Origin of the sequence: Roseicyclus amphidinii (assembly GCF_030163755.1) — a bacterium.
In the GTDB taxonomy this organism is placed as follows: Bacteria; Pseudomonadota; Alphaproteobacteria; order Rhodobacterales; family Rhodobacteraceae; genus Roseicyclus; species Roseicyclus amphidinii.
Window position 1 is genome coordinate 1 of the sequence record NZ_JASJOE010000036.1, and the last position, 25534, is coordinate 25534.

Below are 25534 nucleotides of genomic sequence, written 5' to 3' on the forward strand. Positions count from 1 at the left end.
CCCCGCCGCCGAGCCCGCGCCCGAGCCGCCGCCCCCGCCGCCCCCGAAACCGGTGTCGAAGCCGGTGATGAAGTCGCTCGACGCGGCCGATCCCTCGATCATGAACATGTTCGCGGCCCTCGGATCGGACGACGAAGACACGCCCGACACCGCCATCGAAGAGCCGGGACTTGACGCGTCCCGGACCGCGGGCGCCGACGCGCCCGATGCGGAACCGGAGGAGGACGACGCCCTCACCGCGCTGATGGGTTTCGCAGGGATGGCCACGAGCGCGGCCTCCACCAAAGAGGACGCCGAGGCGACCGACGCCGCGCAACCCGCCGAGGCGGAGGCCGGGGACGACCCATTCGCCGCGTTGATGGATCTCGCCGGGATGACCACCGGCGAAACCTCCATCGACGACGACGCGGAGGCGACCGACACCGCGCAACCCGCCGAGGACGACACGCCCGCGCCGGAGGTGGAGGCCGGGGACGACCCCTTCGCCGCCCTGGCGGACCTCGCCGCGATGACCACCGGCGAAACCTCCATCGACGAGGACGCGGAGGAGGACAACGCCCAGCCGCAACCCGCCGAGGGCGACACGCCCGCACCGGAGGCGGAGGCCGGGGACGACCCCTTCGCCGCGTTGATGGACCTCGCCGCGATGACCACCGGCGAAACCTCCATCGACGAGGACACCGAGGAGGACAACGCCCAGCCGCAACCCGCCGAGGACGACACGCCCGAACCGGAGGCGGAGGCCGGGGACGACCCCTTCGCCGCGTTGATGGATCTCGCCGCGACGACCACGGGCGAAACCTCCACCGGTGAGGACACCGAGGAGGACAACGCCCAGCCGCAACCCGCCGAGGGCGACACGCCCGCACCGGAGGCGGAGGCCGAGGACGACCCCTTCGCCGCGTTGATGGATCTCGCCGCGATGACCGCGGAGGGAACCTCCACCGACGAGGGCGCGGAGGCGACCGACACAGCGCAACCCATCGAGGACGACACGCCCGCACCGGAGGCGGAGGCCGGGGACGACCCCTTCGCCGCGTTGATGGATCTCGCCGCGATGACCAGCGGCGACACCTCCATCGGTGAGGACACCGAGGAGGACAACGCCCAGCCGCAACCCATCGAGGACGACACGCCCGCACCGGAGGCGGAGGCCGGGGACGACCCCTTCGCCGCCCTGACGGACCTCGCCGCGATGACCAGCGGCGACACCTCCATCGGTGAGGACGCGGAGGAGGACAACGCCCAGCCGCAACCCATCGAGGAAGACACGCCCGCACCGGAGGCGGAGGCCGGGGACGACCCCTTCGCCGCGTTGATGGACCTCGCCGCGACGACCACCGGCGAAACCTCCACCGACGAGGGCGCGGAGGCGACCGACACAGCGCAACCCGCCGAGGGCGACACGCCCGCACCGGAGGCGGAGGCCGGGGACGACCCCTTCGCCGGCCTGGCAGACCTCGCCGGGATGGCGGCAGGCGACGATGTCACCGGCGAGAACGCGGGCGAAACCAACGGGCCGCAGGCCCCCGATGAGGAGGCGCCGAAACCGGGCGCGGTCGATGACGCCGCCGCATCGCACGACGTCGAACCGGCTGCGCAGGGTCCACGGGACGAGGGTGTCGCCGCTGCCTCCTCGCCCGAGGTGGTCGAGCCCGTCTTGGAAGACCGCCAGCTCGAGGACATGGCCGAACCGGCGCAAGTGGCCCCTGCCGCGGAGACGGACGTGCCGGACGCGCATGCGGGGACGGGGTCACAGGAGAGCCCGGTCGATCCCGAGGGCCTTGGACCGGACGCAGAGGGGTCACCGGCGCCGACCGCCCGTCCGGGCCCGGCGGCGCTCGACCCGCTGTCCCTCGGCGCCCTGTTCGCCGAGATGGACGAGGACGATCCGGCGGAGGACGCGGTCTCCTTGCCCGGCCCCGTTCCTTTGCCCGGCCCCGCCCCTTTGCCCGGCCCGGACGCGACCGAGGCCGCGCCAGCGGCGACGGAGGACGATGCCCTTGGTCCGACGGCGCTGATGCGTCGGCTGGGGCTCGCCCCGGGAGAGACGCTGGACTGGGCCGCCTTCGCCCGCCGGACCGGGCGCGACGAGACCGGGCGCGGGGACTGAGCAGCCGCAGCCCGTCAGCCACGCAGGCCTGATCCGTTCGCAAGAACGGTCAGCGCCGCGCGAGGGGCTGACCGTATCGTGCCTCGGGAAAACGGCCGCGGCACGGCGCGGGCCGTGCCTCATGCGGGCCGGCTGCGGGCCATGTGAGACGGGTTTCGGGCGATCAGTGTTGTGCGGAGGGGCACGGCGGCGAGGCCAACGGGCGCAGCGCAGCGCCCGAGATTTCCGGCCGGACGCCTGTGTGCACCTCCCGCGACACCTGAGCCATCAGCTCTTCCACGCTGACAAGCGACAGCGCGACGGGGCCCAGCGGGGCCTCGGACGCGCAGAGCACGACCGGCAGGAAAAGGGTGCGATGCGCAGCCGGGTCAAGGTCGGACGCGAGACCGGCGTCGGCCAGCGCGCCCGCGGTCATCTGCACCGCGTCGGTTGCGAAATGCCGCCGGGCGAGGTCGTGGCGCAGGACGATCCTTTGACCGGCCGAAACCACCAGCGGCGCGGCAAGCCCCAGCAGCCCCGCGGGCAATTCCACCTGTCGCCCCTCGAGCATCAGACCGACCGTCTGCCGGAGCACGCGCAACAGGCGTTGCGGGCCGGCCGTGGTCTCGATCATGTCACCCGGTGAAAGCTCCTCGACCGGCACGGCCCCCTGCCCCGCGGCAAGCCGCGTGCCGGCCGCAAGGCCGTAGGGCGCAGGCTGTGTCGGCAAGGGCCGGATGTCGGGCTTTCGGCGCAACCAGGGGGTCGCGCCGCGCATGCTGTCGGTCATCGAAGGGCCCGCGACCGGGGCACGCGGGGGGGCTTGGCGTTTCACTCGGCCAAGGGCCCGGTGACGGCCGCGGGGGCGGCATCCGCGCCGAACCGTTGCACGCTGATCATGTCGCGCTCGGCGACGGCGAGGAACGAGGCCAGCATCAGCAGAACCGACAGCAGCCCGATCATGACGATGTCGCGCGTCGGGTTCGCGCGCACGGGCTTGCGCGGCCGAAGCCCCGCAAGCGAGGGCGCGCCGGTGTAGGTGGCGTGGAACTGGGCGAAGCGATGGGCCGTGGCGGGCATGGCGGGGTCTCCGGTCTGGGGCGGTCGCGGGGGAGGATCGCGGGCTGTGCGGTGGTTAACGAACCATAATGGGGCACGACGCCGCCCTGCCGGGGGCAGGCGGATAGGCGGGCTGTGCGGATCGACCTTGCGCCGGTCCATTCGAAAGTCGGCGCACACTTTCGATAGGATGGATGTCCGACCGGGGCCGCGCGGCCCCGCGATCGTTGCGGCATCACGAACCGCCTGTGGTCAAGCCCGCCTGCCGACGGCGCAGGGGCAGAATCACTCCCTCGGTCGACAATCGCCGGGTGGGCCGGGCGACGGGCCGCACCGCGCGGGGCCGGGTGACGGCCCCCGGACGGTCGCGCCCGCCGCGCAGGCCGCGCCCATCCCTGCCCGCCATGGGCGACAGGCGATGCCCCTCGGCTTCGCTCAGCGACCGACGGGCCGGTTTCCGCCTGTGTCGCAGCCATGCCGCGGGCAGCCTCGTTTTGCCGCTTGACGGCACGGGCGTCCCGGCGCAAAGCCCGCGCGCCACGCGGGGATGACCGCGCGCGGCATGGCATATCAGACCCTTCGAGACAGGCACATGACCCCCAGCACCACCGGCCCCCAGATGGGTGCCCCCGCTCATCCGCAACACGCCTCCCAACAGGGCGGCAGCGCGGGCGCGACCCGGCAACAACAAGGCCAGCAACAACAGGCCCAGCAACAACTGGCCCAACAGCCCGGCCCGGTCCGGCAGCCCGGTGCCGCGACCTTCACCGACTGGGCCAGCATCTGAGCCTCAGCGCGCCGCGCGGATCACCTCACGGCAGGTCCGCGCGTCGTATTCCGCCTCGCAAAACGACATCGCCGCGGCGATCCCGCCCGACGGTCGCGGCCCCATGGGCGGCACGGGCGACGGCGCCGCGGCGTGAACCTGCGACGCATAGGGCAAGGCCTTTGGCACCGGCGGGGCGAGCGGCGACAGGATGGCGGTCAGACCCCGCGCCCGGTCCTCGCTGACATAGGCCTTGACCACCGCATCGACGAAGTCGCGCTTGTGATCGCGCCCGGCGATGAAATCGCGGCGACGATAGGCGGCGATCTCGTCCGAGCGGAAGGCCATGACCTCCTCGATCCTGCCCTCGGGCCAGCCCTCTGCGACGAAGCTGCGGCGCTGCTCGGCGGCTTCGCGCGACAGATCGGCGACCAGCTCCTCGAGCCGTTCGGCCCCGGTGATGCAGTCGAGGTAGCTGTCGAACAGGAACCGCGCATCGGCGGGCCGCTCGGCGAAGGTCTCGAGAAAGGCGGCCTCGAGCGCCTGGCTGTCGCTAAGGGTCAGCCGCCCCCCGGCGGTCGCCGCGTCCACCTGCGCCGCCAGCCCGACGTGCCGCTCGAGCCGCACCCCACCGCCGCACAGTGCAAGATTGTCGACCGCGCGCCCCGAGACCATCGGCTCGACCGGGCGGCGCAGGCTGTCGCAGGAGGCGGCGGGCAGGACCGCGACCATGCCCAGCAGGGCAAGGATCAGACGGCTTCGACGCATGTGACATACCGCTGGAACGAGGCCGCGACGGTCGGATCGGATGGGTCGGACCCGTCGAAAAACGCCGCGCGCAGCACCTGCAGCGCCTCGGCGTCCAGCTCTCCCAACTCCTGCAGGGAGGTGCCGACCTTGGCCGTCACCTCGACCGACAACCCGCGTTCGATGCCCGCCCCGCAGAGCGCGATGCGGTCGCGGATGTCGCTGTCGGTCACGAGGGGGGGCGGCGGAGTGCGGTCGCAGATCGACAGGGGAAGCGGCACCATCGCCGCGATGACAAGACCGGCAAATTTCATCGTGAAACCCTCGACATCGTTACAACGCGGCCAGTGAACCCGCCGCGCGACAGTCGAGTCAACATTGCGGGCAACGAAAAAGGGCCACCCCGGATGGGGCGGCCCTGTGTATCCGCGCGGCTGGAGGGGTCAGCCGACCAGTTCGAGACCTGCGAAGAAATAGGCGATTTCCTCGGCGGCGGTTTCCGGCGCGTCCGAGCCGTGGACCGAGTTCTCGCCCTTGGACAGCGCGAAATCCTTGCGGATCGTGCCCTCGGCGGCTTCCGCCGGGTCGGTCGCGCCCATCACTTCACGATACTTGGCGATGGCGTCCTCGCCTTCCAGCACCTGCACGACGACCGGCTCGGAGGCCATGAACTCGCACAGCTCGCCGTAGAAGGGGCGTTCCTTGTGGACGGCGTAGAAATGGCCGGCCTGGGCGGGGGTCATGTGGATGCGCTTCTGCGCGATGATCCGGAGGCCCGCGGCCTCGATCTTGGCGTTGATCGCGCCGGTCAGGTTGCGCTTGGTGGCGTCGGGCTTGATGATCGAAAAAGTGCGCTGAATGGCCATGGTAAGCTCCATCGGGTTCGGGTTTGCGCGGCGCGTAGCATGGCCCGCAGCGGTTGGAAAGCCGTCAATCGGCCTGTGCCTGCCGCGCCGCGCCGCGCACGGCCAGCACGGCCAGCACCAGCGCCACGCAGGACGCCGCGATCATCAGCGCCAGAAGGCGCAGGGGCGTCGCCCCCGCCGCCATGACGGGCAGGGTAAGGCCCGTCAGCACCGCGCCCCCGAAAAGCTGCAGCGCCCCCGACAGCCCCGCCGCACTCCCCGCAAGGTCCGGCCGGACCGAGATCAGCCCGGCGTTCGTGTTGGCCAGCGTCAGCCCGTTGCCCAGGCCCACGCAGATCGTCGCGGCGAACAGCACCAGCGGGTGTGAGTAACCCGCCGCGAACACCGCCGCCCCCGCGCACAGCCCGGCCAGCGCCAGCGACCGCCCGGCAAGGATCATCGGCGCAAGCCCCAGCCGGGGCGAAAGCCGCGCGGTGACCGCCGAGCCGATCATGTAGCCCCCGGTGATCGAGCCGAGCCCCACGCCCACCCATGTGGACGAAAGCCCGAATTCCGCCTGCGCCACGAAGGGCGCACCGGTCAGGAAGATGTAGAAGGTGCCCACCGACACCCCCGTGCAAAGCGCATAGGCCCAGAACAGCCCCGATCCCAAAAGCGCCCGATAGGCCGCCACCTGCTCGCGCGGGGATCGCCGGACGCGCAACCGCGTCTCGCCCCAATCGGCCCATACCAGCGCCACCGCGACCACGCCCAGCCCCGCGTAGAGCGCGAAGATCGCCCGCCAGCCGATCAGCGTGTCCAGCACGCCCCCGATCGCGGGCCCGATCATCGGCGCGATCGCCATGGCCGCCGCGATGGTGCCCATCTTCCCCGCCGCGTCGCGCGTGTCATACATGTCGCGCAAGGTGGCCAGCCCCACGATGCTGCCCGCCAGCACCAGCGCCTGCACCAGCCTGCAGGCGAGAAACAGCTCGAAATCGCTCGCCAGCACCGCCCCGAGCGAGGCCAGCGCGTAGACCGCCATCGCCGCCAATATCACCGGTCGCCGCCCCAGCAGGTCCGAGACCGGCCCGAGCATCAGTTGCAGCACCCCCGCCGCCACCATGTAGGCCGACACGGCCAGCCCCATTGTCCCCTCGCTGACGCCAAACCCCTCGGCCATGCGCGGCAGCGCGGGCAGGAACATGTTGAGCGTCAGCACCGTGAGCCCGACCAGCAGGATCATGGTGCCAAGATGCGGCGGGGTGCGGGCTGGGGTGATCACGGGGGGCGCGGGGTCCGAAAAGGGCCGATGCCGCTTCGCTACCACCCCGGAGCGTCCTGCACCAGCGCCCGCACGCAGGCATTGACCCCGCACGCCCGCCCTGCCACATCGCGCCCATGCTGCGCATCTCCGACATCTCCTATTCCATCGCCGGCCGGTCCCTTCTCGAAGGGGCCTCGGTCACCGTGCCCGCGGGCCACAAGGTCGGCATCGTAGGCCGCAACGGCGCGGGCAAGACCACGCTCTTCAAGCTGATCCGTAACGAGCTGACGCTCGACGGCGGGTCCATCGAGTTGCCCGCCCGCGCCCGCATCGGCGGCGTCGCGCAAGAGGTGCCGGGCAGCGAGGTGTCGCTGATCGACACCGTGCTCGAGGCCGACACCGAACGCGCGTCGCTGCTGGCCGAGGCCGAAGGGGCGACGGGTGAGCGGATGGCCGAGATCCAGACCCGCCTGCAGGACATCGACGCCTGGTCGGCCGAGGCGCGCGCGGCCTCGATCCTCAAGGGCCTCGGCTTCACCGACGAAGAGCAGCGCATGCCCTGCTCCGCCTTCTCCGGCGGCTGGCGGATGCGCGTGGCGCTGGCCGGTGTCCTCTTCGCCCAGCCCGACCTGTTGCTGCTGGACGAACCGACCAACTACCTCGACCTCGAGGGGGCGCTCTGGCTCGAGACCTATCTCGCGCGCTATCCGCATACTGTGCTGATCATCTCCCACGACCGCGGCCTTCTGAACCGCGCCGTGGGTCATATCCTGCACCTCGAGGGGCGCAAGCTGACGCTTTACACCGGCGGCTACGACGCCTTTGCCCGTGCAAGGGCCGAGGCGCGCGCGGTGCAATCGGCCGCCGCGAAAAAGCAGGAGGCGCAGCGCGCCCACCTGCAGGCCTTCGTCGACCGCTTCAAGGCAAAGGCGTCGAAAGCGAAACAGGCGCAATCCCGCGTCAAGATGCTGGAAAAGATGGAGCCGATCCGCGCCCCCGAGGATGCCGCGCGCACCGTCTTCACCTTCCCGTCGCCCGACCAGCTCTCGCCGCCCATTCTCGCGCTGGAGGGGGCCGCCGTGGGCTATGACGGCAAGCCGGTTCTGTCGCGCCTGTCGCTTCGCATCGACCAGGATGACCGGATCGCGCTTCTGGGCCGCAACGGAGAGGGAAAATCCACCCTTTCCAAGCTTTTGGCGGACAAACTTGAAGCGATGGACGGGCATAAAACCGCCTCGTCGAAGCTGCGCGTGGGCTATTTCGCCCAGCACCAGGTCGACGAACTGCACATCGAAGAGACGCCGCTGCAGCACCTGCAACGCGCCCGTCCCGACACCGCACCGCCCAAGCTACGCGCCGTGCTGGCGGGCTTCGGCCTGATGGCCGAGCAGGCCGAGACCGAGGTCGGACGGCTGTCCGGCGGGCAAAAGGCGCGTCTTTCCCTGTGCCTCGCCACGCTCGACGCGCCGCACATGCTGATCCTCGACGAGCCGACCAACCACCTCGACATCGAAAGCCGCGAGGCGCTGGTCGAGGCGCTGACCGCCTATTCCGGCGCGGTGATCCTCGTCAGCCACGACATGCACCTTCTGTCGCTCGTGGCCGACCGCCTGTGGCTGGTGAAGGACGGGCGCGTCGCGCCTTACGAGGGCGATCTGGACAGCTACCGCGCGCTTCTTCTGAAGGGTGAAGAAAAGCCCGCAAAGCCCCGGAAAGAAGAGAAAAAGCGCCGCGTCTATACCCATGACGAGATCAAGGAGCTGCGCGCCGAGCTGCGCCGCTGCGAGGCCCGCGTCGCCAAGATCGAGGAGATGCGCGGCAAACTCGCCACACGGCTCGCCGACCCCGCGCTCTACGAGGACGGGCGCGGCGGCGAGTTGGCCACATGGCAGGCGAAATACGCCGAGGTGATGGAGGGGCTCGACCGCGCCGAGGCGCTCTGGGTCGCCGCCGCCGAGAAGCTGGAGAAGGCCGAGGCGGGCTGACGCAAGCTGCCCGCTCAGGCGACGGGCACGGCGCCCGGCTCGAACGCGTCGTCGGTGCAGGGCACCTCCACCGGCAGAACCGCGAGGCGTCCGTCGACGAAGACACCGCGGACCGCGTCGCGGGCGTGGGACACGAACTCGGCCGTGCTGCCCGCGATGTCGGCGGGTGTCGCCATCACGCGGTTGCCCGCGAACCACCCGCGTTCATTGTCGATATCGAGCGTCACGATCACCTGCCCCTGCGGCGGCAGGTCCTGCAGCACGATCTCGATGCCGCGCGCCCCGTCGGGCACCGGCCTCACCACCGCGGGCCCTGTCACGACCTCGACCGGGGCCGGGTCGCGCGTGCCCGCGCCGCCATACTCCGTGTCGATGACGACCGACCCCGCCGAGGGGCCGAAGTCGATCCGGACCACCCCGCTCAGCATGGCGCAAGTGCCGCCATGGCTCACCGTGATCCAATCCTGCGCATCCTCGTCAAGCACCATGACGCGCAGCGGCACCGTTTCGGTCCGCGGCGCAGGCTCGGCCAGGGTCGGCCCCGCCAGCACCACGAGGCCAAGAACCGGGACACTCGGGACAAACTGCAACCGCTCACTCCCACACCGTCGACGTGCAGGACGATAGTCCACCGGCATGCGCCCGCAAGCTTTTCGCGCAACGGCACGGCACCGCTTGTGCCGAAATATCGTTCGACGCGCGACGGAAGCGGCGGGATCGCGCGTGGAATGACATCAGGACATGGAAAGCCCCAGCGCGCCAAGGCAGACCGGCGCGGCGCGACCCCATGGCCCGTTGTGCCGGACCGGCCCTGAATGCTTAACATTGCCCACTACCTGTAACGAGGAACCCCGTCATCATGTCCCACCCCACCGGATACACCCGCACCCAGATCCGCCTGCACTGGATCGTCGTGCTGCTGATCGCCCTGCAATACATCCTGCACGACACCATCTCCGAGGCGTGGGAGGCATGGCTCGACGGGGCCGAGGCGGGCTTTGACCCGCTGATCGCGCAACATGTGCTGATGGGCGGGCTGGTCGCGGTGCTGGTCGTCTGGCGGCTTGCGCTGCGCCTGACCCATGGCGCGCCGCCGCCGCCGGAAAACGAGCATCCCGCCCTCAAGCTGGCGGCCCATGTCACACATTGGGCCATTTACGCGCTGATGCTGCTCCTGCCGGTTTCGGGCGGTGTCGCGTGGTTCGGCGGGGTCGAGGCCGCGGCCGAGGCGCACGAGGTTATGAAGACCCTGCTTCTGCTGCTGATCGTGCTGCATGTGGCGGCTGCGCTGGTGCATCAGTTCATCTTCAAGACCAACCTGATGGCCCGGATGAAGCGGCCCGTCGGCTGAGGGGGCATTGACCTCTCGCGCGGCACGCGTGGCCATTGACCTCGGGCGGCACGCGTGGCCATTGACCTCGGGCGGCACGCGGGGCATGGCACTGGGCCATGGAGCTTGCCGCCTACATCCCCGCCTTCGTGGCGCTCTTCGTCGTGATCGACCCGATCGGCCTTGCGCCGCTCTTCGTGGCGCTGACGGCGGGCCAGACCGTGCGCGAGCGGCGGATCGTGGCGCTGCGCGCCTGCCTCGTGGCTCTCGGCATCCTCACGCTCTTCGGCCTCGCGGGCGAGGCGGTGCTGAGCTTCCTCGGCATCTCGATGCCGGCCTTCCGCATGGCGGGCGGCATCCTGCTGTTCCTGACCGCGCTCGACATGCTGTTCGAGCGGCGCAGCCAGCGCCGGCAGGGACAGGCCGACAGCGCGCACCCCGATGACCCCTCGGTCTTCCCCCTCGCCATCCCGCTGATCGCGGGCCCCGGCGCCATCGCCACCATGATCCTGCTCACCGGGCAGGAGGGGGGCGACGCCACCCATATCCTGCTCGTCCACCTCGTCATGGCCGCGGTTCTGGCCGTGGTCCTGTCGCTCTTCCTGCTGGCGACGCCGCTCGAGCGGCTGCTCGGCCCCACGGGGATCAACGTGGTCACGCGGCTTCTGGGGATGCTGCTGGCCGCGCTCTCGGTGCAGTTCGTGATCGACGGAATGCGCGACCTGCAGGTGATCTGAGCCGCGACCCTCCCTATATTGTCCGGCAGGTGGCGTGGGGGAACAGGAATGTCCGGCGATCAAATCGGCTCATTGGCCTATCTCGTCCTGCTCGGCGTGGTGATCGCGGGCTGGCACCTGGTGGCCAACCGCCGCCAGCTGGGCAAACTGGCGCAACAGGCCGCGATCTGGATCTTCATCTTCCTCGGCGCGATCGTCGCCGTGGGGCTCTGGTCCGACATCCGCGACACCGTCGCACCGCGGCAGGCGGTGATGCAGGACGGCGCGCAGATCGTCGTTCCGATGCAACCCGACGGGCATTTCTACCTGACGCTCGAGGTGAACGGCACGCCCGTGCGCTTCGTCGTCGACACCGGCGCCACCGAGATGGTGCTCTCGGCCGAGGATGCGACCCGCGTCGGCCTCAAGCCCGAGGCGCTGGTCTTTTCCGGCCGCGCCTTCACCGCCAACGGCATGGTCGAGACCGCGCCGGTGCGGCTCGAGACGGTCGCGCTTGGCGGTGTGGTCGACCAGGGTCTGCGCGCGGTGGTCAACAGCGGCGACCTGGGCGAAAGCCTGCTCGGCATGAGCTACCTGCGCCGCTTCGACCGGATCGAGATTTCCGGCGGGCAGATGGTGCTTGAGCGGTAGGCGGAGGCCTCAACTCTCCGCCTTCATCTCCCAGCGGCCCGATTCCTCGGACCAGTATTTCGCGCGGGCCCCCGCGCCTGTCAGCGCGCGCCACTGCTCGCGCGCGGCCTGCACCGCGCCCGGGTCGTGGCCGTCGAAGAGGATCATGGCGCGGGCCAGCCGCCCCGCCTCCTCCGCGCCGATCTCGGCCCCTTCGACCGAGACCACGCAGTCGGGCCGGTTCGCGGCCTCCCGCGCCGTCGTCAGCAGAACCGGCTGCGCCGCGTCATGCGGCCCGCCCGCGCGGCCATGGGGCAGGAACCCTTCCTCCGGCTCCAGCCAGAGCTGGGCGTCGAGCCGGTCGAGCGCCTCTTCCGTCCGCCCACGCACCGCCACGCGCCAGCCCGCGCCGAGGGATTTCTCCAAGAGCGTGCGCAGCGTCACCTCGAGCGGTGCGCGCGTCAGGTGGTAGAAGAAGACCTCGCCCAAACCCTTGCCCTCAGCCCTCGAAATTGTCCCGAACCAACCGGTCCAGCGCCAGAACGCCCCAGCCCGTCGCCCCCTTGGGCGCAAGCGCCGTGTCGGATTTCACGCTGGCCACGCCCGCGATGTCGAGGTGAATCCACGGGCATTCGTCCTTCACGAAACGCTGCAGGAACTGCGCCGCGGTGATCGAACCCGCATCGCGCCCGCCCACGTTCTTCATGTCGGCGATCCGGCTCTTCAGCTTGTCGTCATAGGCCTGGCCCAGCGGCATCCGCCACGCGCCCTCGCCCTCGGCCTTCGCGGCCTTGAGGAAGGCGTCGCACAAGGCGTCATTGTTGGAAAAGACACCGGCGTTCTCATGGCCCAGCGCGATGATGATCGCGCCGGTGAGCGTGGCAAGGTCCACCATCCCCACCGGCTTGAAGCGGTCCTGCGCGTACCACATCACGTCGGCCAGCACCAAACGCCCCTCGGCGTCGGTGTTGATCACCTCGATCGTGTCGCCCTTCATGGAGGTCACCACGTCGCCGGGGCGCTGCGCGTTGGGGCCGGGCATGTTCTCGACCAGCCCGACCAGACCCACGACATTGGCCTTGGCCCCGCGCAGCGCCAGCGCGCGCATCACACCGGCGACGACACCCGCGCCGCCCATGTCCATGGTCATGTCCTCCATGCCGCCCGCGGGCTTGAGGCTGATGCCGCCGGTGTCGAAGACCACGCCCTTGCCGACAAGCGCCAGCGGCGGCGCGTCCTTCTCGCCGCCGTTCCATTGCATCACCACCACCTTGGACGGGCTGTCGGACCCCTGCCCCACCCCGAGCAGCGCGCCCATGCGGAGCTTGGCCAGCTCGTCTTCCTCGAGGGTCTCGACCTCCAGGCCGAGCTCCTGCATCGCGGCCAGCCGCGCCGCGAAATCATTCGTGGTCAGCACGTTCGCGGGCTCGTTCACGAGATCGCGGGTGAAGAACACGCCTTCGGCCAGCGCCATCATCGGCTTGGCCTCGGCGGCGACCTCCTCGGGCTTGGCGACCATGATGGTCGCGGGCGCGGGCGTCTCGGCCTCGGCGGTCTTGTGGGCGGTGAAGCCATAGGCGCGCAGCGCCAGCCCGAGCGACAGCTCGGCCACCCGCGCCGTCGACCCGGCGCAGAGCGTCAGCGCCTCGCTGCCCTTGAACTGCGCAAGGCTAGCGCCGGCCTTGCGCGCCTCCTCGACCGAGGGGCGGCGCGGCAGGCTGATCACCATGACCGCCACCGCCTCGAGCCCGGTGGGATAGCCGATCTGCACCCCCTCGCCCGTCTTGACCTTGGACCAGCGGTCGCTTTCCACCAGCCGCGCCACCGCGCCGCGGGTCAGCCGGTTCAGCCGCCGCGCCGCGGGGTCCATCTTGCCGTCCGGGGTGACCAGAACGGCGAGCTTGCCCGCGGCCCCGGCCAACGCGTCAAGGTCGGTTTCGGCAAAGGAAATGGCGATCGGTGCGGTCATCATGGCTCTCCCGTGGGTGGTGTCGGGCCCATCGACGTGGCCCGTTTGCCGCGGAGACTAGGACGCGGGTGGCGGAATGGCCAGATCACCCTCGCACCGCCCGCCGCTTTGGCCTAGAACGAGGGGACAGGCCCGCGCTGCCACGCGGAAGACGCATAGGGGGATGCTACGCCTTGGGGCGATATGATCGCTATATCCTTTCCCAGCTGGTCGCCTTGTTCGGCTTCTTCAGCCTCGTGCTGATCTCGGTCTACTGGGTCAATGCCGCCGTGGACCTGTTCGATTCGCTGATCGCGGACGGCCAGTCGCTGACGGTGTTCCTCGAGTTCACGGCCCTCAGCCTGCCGCAGATCATGCTCACGGTTCTGCCCGTCTCGGCCTTCGTGGGGACGCTCTACATCTTCAACCGCATGATCGGCGAAAGCGAGCTGGTGGTGCTGCAGACCGCGGGGGTTTCGGCGCTGCGGCTGTTGCGGCCGGTGCTGGCCTTCGGACTGATCGTGGCCGTCCTCGTGGGCATCCTCGCCAACCTGCTGTCGCCGGCCGCGCGCAGCCAGTTCATCGACCGCAGCCAGGAGGTGCAGGAGGACCTGACCGGCCGCTTCCTGCGCGAGGGGCAGTTCCTGCACCCCACCGAGGGGCTGACCGTCTACATCCGCGAGATCACCGAGCTGGGCGAGTTCCGCGACCTGTTCCTTCAGGACCGCTCGGACCCGCGGATCGAGACGACCTATACCGCCACCCGCGCCCTTCTGGTGCGCTCCGAGACCGGGCCGCGGCTGGTGATGTTCGACGGGCTGGCGCAAACGCTGGACCCCGCGACGCAGCGGCTGGCCACGATCCGCTTCGACGATTTCACCTATGACATCGGCGCGCTGATCGAAGAGGGCGGCTTTCGCAGCTACGACCTGCGCGAGCTGTCCACCCTCGCGCTGCTCACCGCGACGCCCGAGCTGGCCGAACGGCTCGACATGGCGCTGGCCGAGATGCGCTTTGCCGGGCATGACCGGATCGCGCGCGCGCTTTTCGTGATCTTTCCGCCGCTCATCGCGGCCGCGTGCCTGATGCTCGGAACCTTCTCGCGCTTCGGCGTCTGGCCGCAGATCCTGCTGGCGGTGGCGCTGGTGATCCCGCTCCAGATGATCTGGAACATCACCGAGGCGACCGCCGTGCGCACGGTCGGGCTGCACCCGCTGGCCTATGCCCAGCCGCTTGCGGGGGCGCTGATGACCGCCGTGTTGACCGGGTTGGCGATGCGCCGCAGGCGTCCGCGGCGTTACGGAAGGGACGGGCAGGACGGGCAGGGTGGCGACCCGATGGCGGTGCCGGCATGATCCTGCATCTCTACATCGCCCGTCGCTTCCTGCGCGCGCTCGGCATCGTGACCGCGGTCTTCATCGCCATCCTGCTGCCCATCGACCTGGCCGAGCAGCTGCGCCGGATCGGCCCCGAGCAGGGGCTTGGCCCGGTGGTCGAGCTTGCGCTGCTGAACCTGCCGGGCAGCCTGTATCAGCTGATCCCGCTCTTCGTGCTGCTGGCCACGCTGGTGCTGTTCCTGGGGCTGTCGCGGTCCTCGGAACTGGTGGTGATCCGCGCCTCGGGGCGCTCGGCGTTGCGCTCGGCGCGGGCACCCGTGGCGGTCGCCCTGCTGTTCGGCGCAGTGGCGGTGGGCGTGATCAACCCGATCGTCGCGGCGACCAAGGCGCAATACGACATGCGCTCGGCCCGCTATCTCGGGGCCGAGGAGCGGACGGTCTCGATCACCCGCGAGGGGCTGTGGCTCCGGCAAGGCTCCGTCACCGAACAGACCGTGATCCGCGCGAGCAACACCAATTCGGACGGCACGCACCTGTTCGATGCGACCTTCTTCCAGTTCGATGCCGAGGGGACGCTGACCCATCGCCTGAACGCCCGCGAGGCGCTGCTGGTCGATGGCGCCTGGGCGCTGTCGGAGGTGCAACGCTGGCCTCTCGCCGGTGCGGGCAACCCACAGGCCGCGGTCGAGACGCACGAGCGGCTCGCCCTGCCCTCGACCCTGACGCGGGAACAGATCCGCGACAGTTTCGGGCGGCCCGACACCGTTCCGATCTACGAGCTTCCCGGCTTCATCGCGCAGCTGAACCAGGCCGGTTTCGCCGCGCTCAATCACCGCGTCTGGTTCCAGATGGAACTCAGCTCGCCGCTGATGCTGGCCGCGATGGTGCTGATCGCGGCGGGCTTCACCATGCGCCACACGCGGTTCGGCAAGACCGGCGTGATGGTGCTTGCGGCGATCCTGCTGGGGTTCGGCGTCTTTTTCGTCCGCTCCTTCGCGCAGGTGCTGGGCGAAAGTGGACAATTGCCCGTCGCGCTGGTTGCATGGACCCCGCCCGCCGCGGCCATCCTGATGGCGCTCGGGCTGTTGCTTCACACGGAGGACGGATGACCCGCCCGCCCCGCCAGATCACCGCCGCCGCGCTCTGCGCGCTGGCCCTCGCGCTGGCCTCGCCCGCGGGCGGGCAGCAGTCCGGGCCGCCCGCGACGCTGATTGCCGACGAGATCCGCTTCGACCGCGGCAGCGAGGCGATCCGCGCCGAGGGCGGCGTCGAGATCTTCTTCCAGGGCGCGCGGCTGCGCGCGGAGGCGGTGATCTACGACCGCGCCAGCGACAGCGTGCAGGTCACCGGGCCGATCACCCTGACCGAGCCCGACGGGCGCGCCGTGATCTTCGCCGAGTTCGCCGAACTGTCGGCCGACCTGCGCGACGGGGTGCTGCGCTCGGCGCGGCTGGTGCTGGACCGCCAGCTTCAGATCGCCGCCACCGAGATCGCGCGCACCGACGGGCGCTTCACCCAGATCCGGCAGGGCGTCGCCTCGTCCTGCGAGGTCTGCGCCGACAATCCGGTGCCCCTGTGGGAGATCCGCGCCGAGCGCGTGGTCCACGACCAGCTCGAGCAGCAGCTCTATTTCGACAATGCCACCTTTCGCGTGATGGGCGTGCCGGTGGCCTGGCTGCCGCGGATGCGCCTGCCCGACCCCACGCTCGAGCGCGCCTCGGGCCTGCTCGCGCCCTCGCTCAGGGTCAACAACGAGACCGGCACGCAGCTGCGGCTGCCCTATTTCATCACGCTGGGCCGCCACGCCGACCTGACGCTGACCCCCTGGATCGGCCTGGGCACCTCCAGCACGGTCGAGCTGCGCTACCGGCAGGCCTTTCGCAGCGGCGACCTGACCCTCGACGGCGCGGTCAGCCGCGACAGCCTGACCGACGACAGCCTGCGCGGCTACGCTTTCGCCGAGGGCCGCTTCGAGATCGGCCGCGGCTACACGCTGGACTTCCAGCTGCGCGGCGTCAGTGACCGGGGCTACCTGACGACCTACGGCTTCGCCGACCCCGACATCCTCGAAAGCACCGTGCGCGCCAGCCGGGCCAGCCGCGCCACCTACAACGAGTTCGGCGTGACCGCCTACAACTCGCTGCGCGACGGCGATGCCAACGCCTTCCTTCCCACGCAGGTTCTGAGCGCCGAGATGACCCGCCGCTTCGTGCCCGGCCGGATCGGCGGCATCGCCACCGCCGGGATCGAGGCGCTGGCCTATCGCCGGGTCTCGGATCTCGACTCCGACCTGCCCTCGGGCGAGGCGACGGGCCGCGATGTGTCGCGGCTCACCGGGTCGCTCGACTGGCGGCGTGACTGGGTGCTGCCCAACGGGATGCTGCTTGCGGTCGAGACGGCGTTCCACGCCGATCTCTACGACACGCGGCAGGGGGGCTCGTTCAACGGCACCCAGACCCGCTTTGCGCCATTCGCCAGCCTCGAGCTGCGCTACCCGCTGGCGCGCAGCGGCGCAGGCGGGGTCCGGCATTTGCTCGAACCGGTCGTGCAACTCGCATGGTCGCAGGTTTCGGGCGCGGACGTGCCGGCAGAGGACAGCCTGATCGTGGAATTCGACGAGGCGAACCTGTTTGCGCTCGACCGGTTCCCCGGCGAAGACCTGCGCGAGACCGGGCTGCGCGCGAATGTCGGCATGGGCTACACCCGCACCGACCCGCTGGGCTGGTCGCTGGGCGTGGCCGCGGGCATGGTGCTGCGCGAAACCGACGAGGGACAGTTCACGCCGGGCTCGGGCCTGGACGGGCTGACCTCGGATTTCCTCGTGGCGACCCATTTCACCGACGGCACGCGCTGGCGCATCGTCAACCGCGCGCTGTTCGATGCGGGGCTTGCCTTCACCTCGAACGAGCTGTCGCTGGCCTGGCGCGGCGCGGATCACGCCGTCGAGACGACCTATACCTTCCTCGAGGCCGACCCCGAGGAGGGGCGCGACATCAACACGGCCGAATGGGCGCTCGACGCCGAATACGCGTTGAACGACGGCTGGCTCGCCGCCGCCGACTGGCGTTACGACCTCGCCGAGGACAGCGTCACCCGTGCCGGGCTTGCCCTGTCCTACGCCAATGAATGCGTGGACATGGTGTTTTCCGTCTCGCGCCGCTTCACCACTTCCACTACGCTCGACCAGGCCACCGAGTTCGGGCTGACCGTCTCGCTGAACGGGTTCGGCGCGCAACGCTCGGGGCGCAGCCAAGCCCGCAGTTGCCTTCGATAGGCAGGCGGTCCACAAAGGGGCCGCGGACGCAGTGAGTTCTACACCAGAGTTCAAGACCAGAGCAGACCGGACGATAGACGCGATGACCCACCAGAAGATGACCCCGATCCGCCGCATCGCACAGGCGGCCGCCCTTGCGGCGACGGCGCTGGCGCTTCCCTTCGTCGCGGCCCCGGTGCCGGTGGCCGCGCAATCGCCCTTCTCGACCGCGGCGCGCATCAACGACAGCATCGTGACCTGGTACGAGGTCGAGCAGCGCGCACTGTTCCTCGAGATCCTGCGCACCCCCGGCGACCTGCGGGCAGAGGCGCTGGAGCAGCTGGTCAACGAACGCCTGCAGGTGCAGGAGGCCGGGCGGATGGGTGTGGTCGCCACCCCCGAGGCGATCGAGGCCGGCGTGGCCGAGTTCGCCGCCCGTGCGGATCTCGGACCGCAGGAGTTCCTGACCAACATCGCGGGCGAAGGCGTCGCGCCCGAAACCTTCCGCGACTTCGTCGCCAACGGCATCTCGTGGCGCAACGTGGTGCAGTCCCGCTTCGGCGGACGTGTGCGCGCCGGGCTGACCGAGGCCGACATCGACGAGGCGCTGGCCTTTGCCCCGCAGCTCGATGCCAGCCAGATCCTGCTGGCCGAGATCGTGGTGCCCTTGACGCCCGACAACCAGGAGACGCTGCGCGACGATCTCGCCCGGCTGATGTCCGATCTGAATTTCGACATCGACACCTTTTCCGAGGCCGCGCGCCGCTTCTCGGCGGCACCGACGCGCGACCAGGGCGGCCTGACCGGCTGGCGGCCGCTGAACGCCGTGCCCGCACCGCTGCGCGAGGACATGATCCTGCTGCGCACCGGCGAGACCTATGGCCCGGTCTCGCTGGGGCCCGCCATCGCCGTTTTCCAGATGCGCGGCCTGTCGGAAGGGACCTTTGCGCTGCCGCCCGTGACCTCGGTCGAATATGCCACGATCCCCCTGCCCGCGCGCACCACCGAAGAGGGGGCCGCCGCCGCCGCGGCCCTGCGCGCCGATATCGACGTCTGCGACGATCTCTACGGCCAGCGCCCCGACGCCTTCGAGATCACGGACGCGGCGCTTGGTGCCATTCCGCGTGACATCGCCATGGCGCTCTCCACGCTTGACGCGGGCGAAATCAGCTTCGAGGTGACCCGCAACGCGGGCGCGACCACGCTGGCCGTGATGCTCTGCGCGCGCACCGTCGCCGAGCCCGAGGGCGGCCGCGAGGCCGTGCGCCAGCAGCTTTTCTCGCAGCGGCTCGAGACCTATGCCGAGGGGCTTCTGGAAGAGCTGCGCGCCGACGCCATCATTTCCTACGAATGAGCGCGGCACGCCCTGTCGCGGTTTCCATCGGGGAACCGGCGGGCGTCGGCCCCGAACTGGCCGTAAAGGCGTGGCAACGTCTGGGCAGCCGGCTGCCCTTTTTCGTCATCGCCGACCCCGACCACCTGTCCGGGCTGGGCGTGCGCCCCGTCCCCATCGACCGCCCCGCCGACACGGCGCAGGCGACCCTCTCGGGCCTGCCGGTGCTGCCCCATGACTTCGCCGGCCCCGCAACGCCCGGCCAGCCCGCGCCCGAAAACGCGGCCGGCGTGATCTCGGCCATCGCCCGCGGGGTCGAGCTGGTGATGCGCGGCGACGCCGCGGCGCTGACCACCCTGCCGATCCACAAGAAGGCGCTGATCGATGGGGCGGGCTTCGCCTATCCCGGCCATACCGAGTATCTGGCCCATCTCGCGGGCGTTGACCGCGTGGTCATGATGCTCGCCTGCCCCGAACTGCGCGTGGTGCCCGCCACGATCCACATTCCGCTGAAAGACGTGCCCGAGGCGCTGACCACACGGCTTCTGAGCGACACGATCCGCATCACCGACGCGGCGCTGCGCCGTGATTTCGGCATCGAAAGCCCGCGCATCGCGGTCGCGGGCCTGAACCCCCACGCCGGCGAAGGCGGCGCGATGGGCTTTGAGGAGATCGCGCTGATCACCCCCGTGATCGAGGCGCTCAAGGCCGAGGGCTTCGGCCTGACCGGCCCCCATTCCGCCGACACGATGTTCCACGCCGCGGCCCGCGCCCGCTACGACGCGGCCATCGCCATGTATCACGACCAGGCGCTGATCCCGATCAAGACCGTGGATTTCGCGGGCGGCGTGAACGTGACCCTCGGTCTGCCCTTCATCCGCACCTCGCCCGACCACGGCACCGCCTTCGACATCGCGGGCACGGGCCGCGCCGATCCGACCAGCTTCATCGCGGCGCTGGACATGGCGCGTGACATGGCGCGCAACCGCGCGGCGGGCTGAGGCGTCGGGCCTCCGGCGGACAAGGCTACTGCGACTGCGCCCAGGGAGAGCGCGACGGCGCGGCGTCACTCTCTGCCCCCTGCATCCGGCCCGCATCGGCCCGGTCCATCTCGCGCTGGCGCGCCGTTTCGGCCCGGCGCGCGCGCATCTCGGCGACAAGCTGCCGGGTGGCGCGGTCTTCGCCCTTTTCGATCAGGGCGCGGGCCACGGCCTGCCCGGCCTTCGGCGTGACGACAAGCGCCTCGATCAGGCGGGTGAGGTCGGCGTTTCGATACGACTCGGACACGGGCACACCTCCTTTCGGGGAGGTCGGGTGACAAACCTACCGGGCACAGTCCCGGCAGAACGGCGTGAACGGAAGCAGGTCAAGACGCTCCTCCGAAATCTCGGCCCCACAGGTGACACAGATCCCGTAGTCGCCCGCGTCCATCCGCGACAGCGCCGCGCGGATCTGCGCCATTTCCGACTGTCCCCGCTGGCCGAGCTGCTCGAGCGTCTCGTCGCCCTCGCGTTCGGTGGCCAATTCCTCCCAATCCTTCGACTGGTGGCTGTCCAGTTCGGCATCCAGTTCGCGCAGCCGCAGGTCCAGAAAGCGCAGCCGGTCCTCGAGCTGTGCACGTCGCAGGGCCAGATCGGGCATGTCGGTCTCCTTGGTCCGGTCGGTTCGGTCGGTTCGGTCTGTTCAGGCCCGCGCGGGCGTGACATCGCGCGGCCTGATCCCAAGGCTATGCCCTTGCACGCGCGGCAACCTTGATTTGCATCAACGCCATCTTTCCCTCGCCCGCCGGTTGCGGCATGGTGCGGCGCAAAGCCGCCACAAGGAGCCAGCACCATGGACCTGCGCCAGATCACCGAGACCTATGCCGTCGCCCCCCAGATCGAGCCGGGCGACATGGCCGCCCTTGCCGAACAAGGCATCACCACCGTGATCTGCAACCGCCCCGACGCCGAGAACCCGCCCCCCCTGCAGGCCGCCGCGATGCAGGCCGCCGCCGAGGCCGCGGGCCTGAGCTTCGTCTACAACCCCGTCGTGGGCGGGCAGCTGACGCTCGACAATGTCGAGGAACAGGCCGACGCGATCGAGGGGGCCGACGGCGCCGTCTTCGCCTATTGCGCCTCGGGCAACCGCTCGACGATCGTCTGGGCGCTCGGCCAGGCCGGGCAGCGCCCGACGGACGAGATCATCTCGCTGGGCGAAACATGGGGCTACCAGCTGGAATGGCTTCGCCCGCAGATCGAGGCGCTGGCAGCCCAGAAGAGCTGACCGGGCGACGCATGTGAGCCGCTTTTCCCCCACCGCGCAGGGCATCGTCATGATGATCTGCGCCATCTTCCTGTTCTCCTCGATGGATGCCACGGCCAAGATGCTGATGGCGCGCTACGAGCCGATGCAGGTGGTCTGGGCGCGCTACGCGGGGATGATGCTGGTGGTGTCGGTCCTGCTTGCGCCCCGGATCGGCCCGCTTCTGCGCACCCGGCGGCTGGGCCTGCAACTGTTGCGCTCGGCCTTTCTCTTCGCGGCGACCTTTTGCTTTTTCACCGCGATCTCGCGGATGGACATCGCCGCCGCCACCGCGGTGATGCAGGTTCACCCCGTGCTTCTGACGCTCGGGGCGGCGCTCTTGCTGCGCGAGCCCCTGGGTCCGCGGCGCATCGCGGCCATCGCGGCCGCGCTTTCAGGCGCGCTGATCGTGATCCGGCCGGGGTCCGACATCTTCACCCTCACCGCGCTCCTGCCGCTTCTGGCTGGCGTCTTCTACGCCTCCTACGCGCTGACCACGCGATTTCTGGGCCGGGATGAGCCGATCCTGACCTCGTTCCTCTATACCGCCATCATCGGCACCATCGCCGCCAGCCTGCTCACCGTGCCGGTCTGGACCGCGCCCGGACCCGGCGATGCCGCGGTCTTTCTTGCGCTGGGAGCCGTGGGGGCGGCGGGGCAGTTCCTGCTGATCCGCTCGCTCACCGTGGCCGAGGCTGGCGCGGTCGCACCCTTCGGCTATGCGGGCGTGGTCTTTGCGACGCTCTGGGGGCTGATCGCCTTCGGCGAGGTGCCGGACGGCTGGACGCTTCTGGGTGCGCTTGTGATCGTGGGGGCCGGGGTTTATGTCTGGCACCGCGAAACCCGCCTGCGGGCGGCGGCAGCGCCCTGACCGCCCTGCAGCAGGCCGCTGCACCGACGCCGGGGGAGGAGATGACGCAGAGCCGCATCGTATGGCTGGACTGGACGGTCGACCGAACCGTGCGGGCGCTGTTGTGGAGCGCGCGCCGCCTGCCCTACGGCGCGCGGCTGTCGCTGATGGGCGCGATCATGCGCGGGCTTGGGGCCGCCAACGGCTATCGCGCGCGGGCCGAAGAGAACCTGGAACTGATCTTCCCCGACATGCCCGCCGCCCGCCGCCGCGAGATCGCGCGCGCCGTGCTCGACAATTTCGGCCGCACCGCCATCGAGAACTACTCGCCGCGCGAGCAACTCGCCCGCGCCGCCCGCTGGCAGCCCCACGGCCCCGGCTTCGCCGCCTGCGAAGAGGCCCGCGCGGCAGGCCGCCCGATCCTGTTCGTGTCGGGGCATTTCGGCAACCACCAGGCGATCCGCGCCGCGCTGAACCTGCGCGGCTACGCGGTGGGCGGGCTGTGGCGGCCCTTCAACAACCCCTATTCCAACGCCCATTACGCCGCCTCGATCGAGGCCGTGGGCGGCACCGCCTTTTCGCGCGACCGGCGCGGGCTGGCCGCCTTCGTCAAGAACCTGCGCGACGGCGGACAGGGGGCGCTGCTGATCGACCAGTATTTCAGCGACGGGGCGGACCTGGATTTCATGGGACAGCCCGCGCGCACCGCGCTCTCGGCCGCCGAGATGGCACTGAAATACGACGCCCTGCTCGTGCCGGTCTATGGCGAGCGGCTGGCCAACGGGCTGGATTTCGACATCCACCTCGAGGCCCCCCTGCCGCACACCGATCCCGAAACGATGACACAGGCGCTGAACGACAGCCTTGCCGCGCGGGTCAGGGCGTGTCCCGAGCAATGGCTCTGGGTGCATCGCCGCTGGAAATCCGCCGGCGGGCAGCGCCGCCAACAGGCCGACTGATCAGCGCGCGTCGATCCGGGCGGCCCCCAGGATCGCGCCCGGCCCGACCTCCTGCACGATCACCGCGTGGGGCTGGTCAGAGCGCGGCACCAGAGCGAAGCTGAAGGGTGCCGCCCCGTCCCATTCGCCCACCACCTGCCAGGAAGTGACGACGTTGTAATGCTCGCCCACCGAGCCCGCGCGCTCGCCGCGCTCGATCTGCACCTCGGCGTGGGGCATGTAGCTGACCACCTGCACCAGCATCGCCGGGCGCGGGGGCGGCATCTGCGCCACCGCCTCGACCCGGTATTCGCCGCCCCGCCGCTCGACGCTGAGGGCCACCGCATCGGCCGCGGCGCGATGCGCCTGCACCAGCTCGGCCACCGCCATCGGCCGAACGCCCACCACGCGCTCGGTGCCGCCGACGATCATCTGCGGCGTGTAGACCACGGTCGAGCCCGCGGCATGGCCATAGGCGTGCTGGCGCTGGGTGAATTCAGGCCGTGCAAAGACATCCTCCCAGCCGATGTAATCCCAGTAATCGACGTGCAGCGCCAAGGCGATCACGTCCTCGTGCCGCGCCAGTTCGCCCAGCAGCGCATCGGCCGGCGGACAGGCCGTGCAGCCCTGCGAAGTGAACAGCTCGACCACCACCGGCCCATGTGCCTCGTCGGCAGACACCCCGCCCGCCATGAAGGCCAGCAAAAGCGCGCCCCCGAACCGTGCCAATCTCCCCGGCATGTTCAATCCCGTCCTCTGGTCTTCGTGCCCGCCATAGCTAGGCCGCCGAAGCCGCCCGCGCCAATCAAGCCTTTGCGAGACCGCGTTACAGCCATCGCCGCGTGTTTTCCAGATAGCGCGCGGCCTCCGCCCCGAAGGCACGGCGCAGCGCCGCCTCCTCGGGCAGGATGAAGCGCCGCTCGAGGATGGCGGCAAAGGCCACGGGCAGCGCCGCGCCGCTCAACGCGCCATGCCAGATCACCGCGCCCGACAGGATCGCCAGCATGCCCAGGTAGATCGGGTTGCGGCTGAAACGATAGGGCCCCTCGACGATCAGGGCGTGCGGGTCGTGATGCGGCTCGATCGTGGTCCGCTTGCGCCGGAACCACAGCGCCGCCCACAGGATCAGCGCGACCCCCGCCAGCGCCAGCACAAGGCCAAGCCCCTGCCACAGCGGCCCGAACAGCCGCACCAGCGGCATCCAGCCCGCAAGGACCCACGCCAGCCCGAGGCCCAGCACAAGCCAGACCGGCGGCAGGTCCGGAAACCCCTTCAACACAAAGGCACCTCCCTCGCGCATCGCGCCCCCGAGGCCACGCTAGTGCGCGCCGGAGGCCACGGCAACCGCTCGCCGCTTGCCCCGCGACAGGACCACATGCTAGCCCCGCCTCGGGCAAGGACACGGAAACAGGATCGGACAGGCACCCCATGGCGGTTGACCCACAGCATGATGCGGCGCCGCGCGCCCTGCCCACGCGCCACAGCGCCGTTCCCGCGGACCCGCTCACGCCCATCGGGGACTTCCCCCCGTTCCACAGGTTCTGGCAATACTGGATGCGCGATCATGCCAGCGTGCGGGTCGTGCTGCCCAACACCTACCGCGTCGACGCCGATGTCTGGCGCGGCGGCCATCCGGGCCGCGGGCAGTTGAAGCGGCTCAAGGCGCAGGGGATCGCCACGATCCTCAACCTGCGCGGCGGGCATGACACGGTCTCGAACGCGACCGAGAGGGCGCTCTGCGCCGAGCTGGACCTGCCGCTTCTGCACCTTGGGATGCGCGCCACCGCCCTGCCCCGGCGCGAGGTGCTGCAAGACCTGCTGACGCTCCTGCGCGAGGTGCCCAAGCCCGTCTTCCTGCACTGCAAATCCGGGGCGGACCGCACCGCGCTTGCGGTCACGCTTTACCTGCATGTCATCAAGGGCCAACCGCTGGCCGAGGCGCGCCGCGCCTTCAGCTGGCGCTACGGTCATATCCGCTGGGGCAAGGCGCGCCCGCTGCACCAGTTCCTCGATGCCTATGCCGCGGCCCAGGCCGAAACCGGGATCGGCTTCGAGGAATGGCTCGACCGGCACTACGACCCCGCCGCCCTGTCCTGATCTGACCTGACCTGTCCTGATCTGGCCTGAACGCCACCGAACCGCGGCGCAACGCAAA

The 25534-nt window shown here is 70.3% G+C and carries 28 protein-coding genes; 15 read left to right on the forward strand and 13 right to left on the reverse strand.

The window, feature by feature from the left end; genetic code table 11:
* The first annotated feature begins 100 nt into the window (after positions 1–100).
* Positions 101–2113, forward strand: a complete 2013-nt coding sequence (locus QQK83_RS12460; RefSeq protein WP_284264684.1) for a midas domain-containing protein — start codon at positions 101–103, stop codon at positions 2111–2113.
* 163 nt (positions 2114–2276) lie between these two features.
* On the opposite strand, the gene QQK83_RS12465 is transcribed toward QQK83_RS12460, so the two are convergent.
* Complete coding sequence (locus QQK83_RS12465; RefSeq protein ID WP_284264686.1) at positions 2277–2882, reverse strand: Hint domain-containing protein; 606 nt, start codon at positions 2880–2882, stop codon at positions 2277–2279.
* Between the two features lie 41 nt (positions 2883–2923).
* Positions 2924–3172, reverse strand: a complete 249-nt coding sequence (locus QQK83_RS12470) for a hypothetical protein (RefSeq protein ID WP_284264688.1) — start codon at positions 3170–3172, stop codon at positions 2924–2926.
* A gap of 571 nt (positions 3173–3743) precedes the next feature.
* Here QQK83_RS12470 and QQK83_RS12475 point away from each other — a divergent pair.
* Positions 3744–3938, forward strand: coding sequence for a hypothetical protein (locus tag QQK83_RS12475; protein ID WP_284264690.1), 195 nt, complete (start codon positions 3744–3746; stop codon positions 3936–3938).
* 3 nt (positions 3939–3941) lie between these two features.
* Here the strand turns inward: QQK83_RS12475 and QQK83_RS12480 are convergent, their stop codons facing one another.
* The 4 genes from QQK83_RS12480 to QQK83_RS12495 form a co-directional block, all read right to left on the reverse strand.
* Positions 3942–4685, reverse strand: a complete 744-nt coding sequence (locus tag QQK83_RS12480) for a hypothetical protein (RefSeq protein WP_284264692.1) — start codon at positions 4683–4685, stop codon at positions 3942–3944.
* Entirely contained in the window at positions 4667–4978 is a 312-nt protein-coding gene (locus tag QQK83_RS12485; RefSeq protein ID WP_284264694.1) for a hypothetical protein, read from the reverse strand. Before QQK83_RS12485 ends, QQK83_RS12480 begins: the two co-directional genes overlap by 19 nt.
* Positions 4979–5107: 129 nt before the next feature.
* Positions 5108–5530 carry a nucleoside-diphosphate kinase gene (gene ndk / locus QQK83_RS12490; protein WP_284264695.1) on the reverse strand — a complete coding sequence of 141 codons (423 nt, stop codon included), beginning with the start codon at positions 5528–5530 and terminating at the stop codon, positions 5108–5110.
* A gap of 64 nt (positions 5531–5594) precedes the next feature.
* Positions 5595–6794, reverse strand: a complete 1200-nt coding sequence (locus QQK83_RS12495) for an MFS transporter (protein WP_284264696.1) — start codon at positions 6792–6794, stop codon at positions 5595–5597.
* A gap of 116 nt (positions 6795–6910) precedes the next feature.
* On the opposite strand from QQK83_RS12495, the gene QQK83_RS12500 reads away from it, so the two are divergent.
* On the forward strand, positions 6911–8761 hold the full coding sequence (locus QQK83_RS12500) for an ABC-F family ATP-binding cassette domain-containing protein (RefSeq protein WP_284264697.1): 1851 nt from the start codon (positions 6911–6913) through the stop codon (positions 8759–8761).
* 14 nt (positions 8762–8775) lie between these two features.
* Here QQK83_RS12500 and QQK83_RS12505 read toward each other — a convergent pair whose 3' ends face one another.
* Positions 8776–9351 (reverse strand): hypothetical protein, encoded by a 576-nt coding sequence (locus tag QQK83_RS12505; RefSeq protein ID WP_284264699.1) that lies wholly within the window; start codon positions 9349–9351, stop codon positions 8776–8778.
* A 269-nt stretch (positions 9352–9620) separates the two neighbouring features.
* On the opposite strand from QQK83_RS12505, the gene QQK83_RS12510 reads away from it, so the two are divergent.
* The 3 genes from QQK83_RS12510 (at position 9621) to QQK83_RS12520 (ending at position 11458) form a co-directional block, all read left to right on the forward strand.
* On the forward strand, positions 9621–10112 hold the full coding sequence (locus QQK83_RS12510) for a cytochrome b (RefSeq protein WP_284264700.1): 492 nt from the start codon (positions 9621–9623) through the stop codon (positions 10110–10112).
* Between the two features lie 98 nt (positions 10113–10210).
* Positions 10211–10828, forward strand: coding sequence for a MarC family protein (locus QQK83_RS12515; RefSeq protein ID WP_284264702.1), 618 nt, complete (start codon positions 10211–10213; stop codon positions 10826–10828).
* 48 nt (positions 10829–10876) lie between these two features.
* Positions 10877–11458, forward strand: coding sequence for a retropepsin-like aspartic protease family protein (locus QQK83_RS12520; protein ID WP_284264704.1), 582 nt, complete (start codon positions 10877–10879; stop codon positions 11456–11458).
* Between the two features lie 9 nt (positions 11459–11467).
* Here QQK83_RS12520 and QQK83_RS12525 read toward each other — a convergent pair whose 3' ends face one another.
* On the reverse strand, positions 11468–11926 hold the full coding sequence (locus QQK83_RS12525; RefSeq protein WP_284264706.1) for a DNA polymerase III subunit chi: 459 nt from the start codon (positions 11924–11926) through the stop codon (positions 11468–11470).
* 10 nt (positions 11927–11936) lie between these two features.
* On the reverse strand, positions 11937–13406 hold the full coding sequence (locus tag QQK83_RS12530) for a leucyl aminopeptidase (protein ID WP_284264708.1): 1470 nt from the start codon (positions 13404–13406) through the stop codon (positions 11937–11939).
* A gap of 173 nt (positions 13407–13579) precedes the next feature.
* On the opposite strand from QQK83_RS12530, the gene lptF reads away from it, so the two are divergent.
* From lptF to pdxA, 5 genes are all read left to right on the forward strand, one after another.
* Complete coding sequence (gene lptF, locus QQK83_RS12535) at positions 13580–14740, forward strand: LPS export ABC transporter permease LptF (RefSeq protein ID WP_284264711.1); 1161 nt, start codon at positions 13580–13582, stop codon at positions 14738–14740.
* The gene (gene lptG / locus QQK83_RS12540) at positions 14737–15831 is read left to right on the forward strand and encodes an LPS export ABC transporter permease LptG (RefSeq protein WP_284264713.1); all 1095 of its coding nucleotides are present in this window, start codon (positions 14737–14739) and stop codon (positions 15829–15831) included. Before lptF ends, lptG begins: the two co-directional genes overlap by 4 nt.
* Positions 15828–17996, forward strand: coding sequence for an LPS-assembly protein LptD (locus tag QQK83_RS12545; RefSeq protein WP_284264715.1), 2169 nt, complete (start codon positions 15828–15830; stop codon positions 17994–17996). The genes lptG and QQK83_RS12545 overlap by 4 nt, the downstream gene beginning before the upstream one ends.
* A gap of 82 nt (positions 17997–18078) precedes the next feature.
* The gene (locus QQK83_RS12550; protein ID WP_284264717.1) at positions 18079–19329 is read left to right on the forward strand and encodes a peptidylprolyl isomerase; all 1251 of its coding nucleotides are present in this window, start codon (positions 18079–18081) and stop codon (positions 19327–19329) included.
* Positions 19326–20309 carry a 4-hydroxythreonine-4-phosphate dehydrogenase PdxA gene (gene pdxA, locus QQK83_RS12555; RefSeq protein WP_284264719.1) on the forward strand — a complete coding sequence of 328 codons (984 nt, stop codon included), beginning with the start codon at positions 19326–19328 and terminating at the stop codon, positions 20307–20309. Before QQK83_RS12550 ends, pdxA begins: the two co-directional genes overlap by 4 nt.
* A gap of 25 nt (positions 20310–20334) precedes the next feature.
* Here the strand turns inward: pdxA and QQK83_RS12560 are convergent, their stop codons facing one another.
* Together QQK83_RS12560 and QQK83_RS12565 are read right to left on the reverse strand one after the other, a co-directional pair.
* Complete coding sequence (locus QQK83_RS12560; RefSeq protein WP_284264720.1) at positions 20335–20595, reverse strand: hypothetical protein; 261 nt, start codon at positions 20593–20595, stop codon at positions 20335–20337.
* Between the two features lie 36 nt (positions 20596–20631).
* Positions 20632–20949 carry a TraR/DksA family transcriptional regulator gene (locus QQK83_RS12565; RefSeq protein WP_284264722.1) on the reverse strand — a complete coding sequence of 106 codons (318 nt, stop codon included), beginning with the start codon at positions 20947–20949 and terminating at the stop codon, positions 20632–20634.
* 192 nt (positions 20950–21141) lie between these two features.
* Here QQK83_RS12565 and QQK83_RS12570 point away from each other — a divergent pair, with 192 nt between their 5' ends.
* From QQK83_RS12570 to QQK83_RS12580, 3 genes are read left to right on the forward strand one after another with little or no spacing between them, the layout of a single operon-like run.
* A complete protein-coding gene (locus QQK83_RS12570) occupies positions 21142–21573 on the forward strand; it encodes a protein tyrosine phosphatase family protein (RefSeq protein ID WP_284264724.1) in 432 nt (143 codons plus the stop codon).
* Between the two features lie 13 nt (positions 21574–21586).
* Positions 21587–22462, forward strand: coding sequence for a DMT family transporter (locus QQK83_RS12575; protein ID WP_284264726.1), 876 nt, complete (start codon positions 21587–21589; stop codon positions 22460–22462).
* A 41-nt stretch (positions 22463–22503) separates the two neighbouring features.
* Positions 22504–23400 (forward strand): lysophospholipid acyltransferase family protein, encoded by an 897-nt coding sequence (locus QQK83_RS12580; RefSeq protein ID WP_284264728.1) that lies wholly within the window; start codon positions 22504–22506, stop codon positions 23398–23400.
* Here QQK83_RS12580 and QQK83_RS12585 read toward each other — a convergent pair whose 3' ends face one another.
* Positions 23401–24108, reverse strand: a complete 708-nt coding sequence (locus QQK83_RS12585; RefSeq protein WP_349816230.1) for a DUF1223 domain-containing protein — start codon at positions 24106–24108, stop codon at positions 23401–23403.
* A gap of 97 nt (positions 24109–24205) precedes the next feature.
* Positions 24206–24658: a methyltransferase family protein gene (locus QQK83_RS12590; protein WP_417750351.1), complete on the reverse strand. Its 453-nt coding sequence runs from the start codon at positions 24656–24658 to the stop codon at positions 24206–24208.
* Between the two features lie 149 nt (positions 24659–24807).
* Between QQK83_RS12590 and QQK83_RS12595 the strand changes: the two genes are divergently transcribed.
* Complete coding sequence (locus QQK83_RS12595) at positions 24808–25476, forward strand: fused DSP-PTPase phosphatase/NAD kinase-like protein (protein WP_284264732.1); 669 nt, start codon at positions 24808–24810, stop codon at positions 25474–25476.
* Positions 25477–25534: the final 58 nt, after the last annotated feature.

Bases quoted from the DNA above. Each gene is read 5' to 3' on its own strand.
- QQK83_RS12465 (WP_284264686.1), bottom strand. From the start codon at position 2,882: ATGACCGACAGCATGCGCGGCGCGACCCCCTGGTTGCGCCGAAAGCCC.
- QQK83_RS12515 (WP_284264702.1), top strand. From the start codon at position 10,211: ATGGAGCTTGCCGCCTACATCCCCGCCTTCGTGGCGCTCTTCGTCGTG.
- QQK83_RS12480 (WP_284264692.1), bottom strand. From the start codon at position 4,685: ATGCGTCGAAGCCGTCTGATCCTTGCCCTGCTGGGCATGGTCGCGGTC.
- pdxA (WP_284264719.1), top strand. From the start codon at position 19,326: ATGAGCGCGGCACGCCCTGTCGCGGTTTCCATCGGGGAACCGGCGGGC.
- QQK83_RS12510 (WP_284264700.1), top strand. From the start codon at position 9,621: ATGTCCCACCCCACCGGATACACCCGCACCCAGATCCGCCTGCACTGG.
- QQK83_RS12545 (WP_284264715.1), top strand. From the start codon at position 15,828: ATGACCCGCCCGCCCCGCCAGATCACCGCCGCCGCGCTCTGCGCGCTG.
- QQK83_RS12485 (WP_284264694.1), bottom strand. From the start codon at position 4,978: ATGAAATTTGCCGGTCTTGTCATCGCGGCGATGGTGCCGCTTCCCCTG.
- QQK83_RS12520 (WP_284264704.1), top strand. From the start codon at position 10,877: ATGTCCGGCGATCAAATCGGCTCATTGGCCTATCTCGTCCTGCTCGGC.
- QQK83_RS12565 (WP_284264722.1), bottom strand. From the start codon at position 20,949: ATGCCCGATCTGGCCCTGCGACGTGCACAGCTCGAGGACCGGCTGCGC.
- QQK83_RS12530 (WP_284264708.1), bottom strand. From the start codon at position 13,406: ATGACCGCACCGATCGCCATTTCCTTTGCCGAAACCGACCTTGACGCG.
- QQK83_RS12470 (WP_284264688.1), bottom strand. From the start codon at position 3,172: ATGCCCGCCACGGCCCATCGCTTCGCCCAGTTCCACGCCACCTACACC.
- QQK83_RS12595 (WP_284264732.1), top strand. From the start codon at position 24,808: ATGGCGGTTGACCCACAGCATGATGCGGCGCCGCGCGCCCTGCCCACG.
- QQK83_RS12580 (WP_284264728.1), top strand. From the start codon at position 22,504: ATGACGCAGAGCCGCATCGTATGGCTGGACTGGACGGTCGACCGAACC.
- QQK83_RS12475 (WP_284264690.1), top strand. From the start codon at position 3,744: ATGACCCCCAGCACCACCGGCCCCCAGATGGGTGCCCCCGCTCATCCG.
- lptG (WP_284264713.1), top strand. From the start codon at position 14,737: ATGATCCTGCATCTCTACATCGCCCGTCGCTTCCTGCGCGCGCTCGGC.
- QQK83_RS12500 (WP_284264697.1), top strand. From the start codon at position 6,911: ATGCTGCGCATCTCCGACATCTCCTATTCCATCGCCGGCCGGTCCCTT.
- ndk (WP_284264695.1), bottom strand. From the start codon at position 5,530: ATGGCCATTCAGCGCACTTTTTCGATCATCAAGCCCGACGCCACCAAG.
- QQK83_RS12550 (WP_284264717.1), top strand. From the start codon at position 18,079: ATGACCCACCAGAAGATGACCCCGATCCGCCGCATCGCACAGGCGGCC.
- QQK83_RS12570 (WP_284264724.1), top strand. From the start codon at position 21,142: ATGGACCTGCGCCAGATCACCGAGACCTATGCCGTCGCCCCCCAGATC.
- QQK83_RS12460 (WP_284264684.1), top strand. From the start codon at position 101: ATGAACATGTTCGCGGCCCTCGGATCGGACGACGAAGACACGCCCGAC.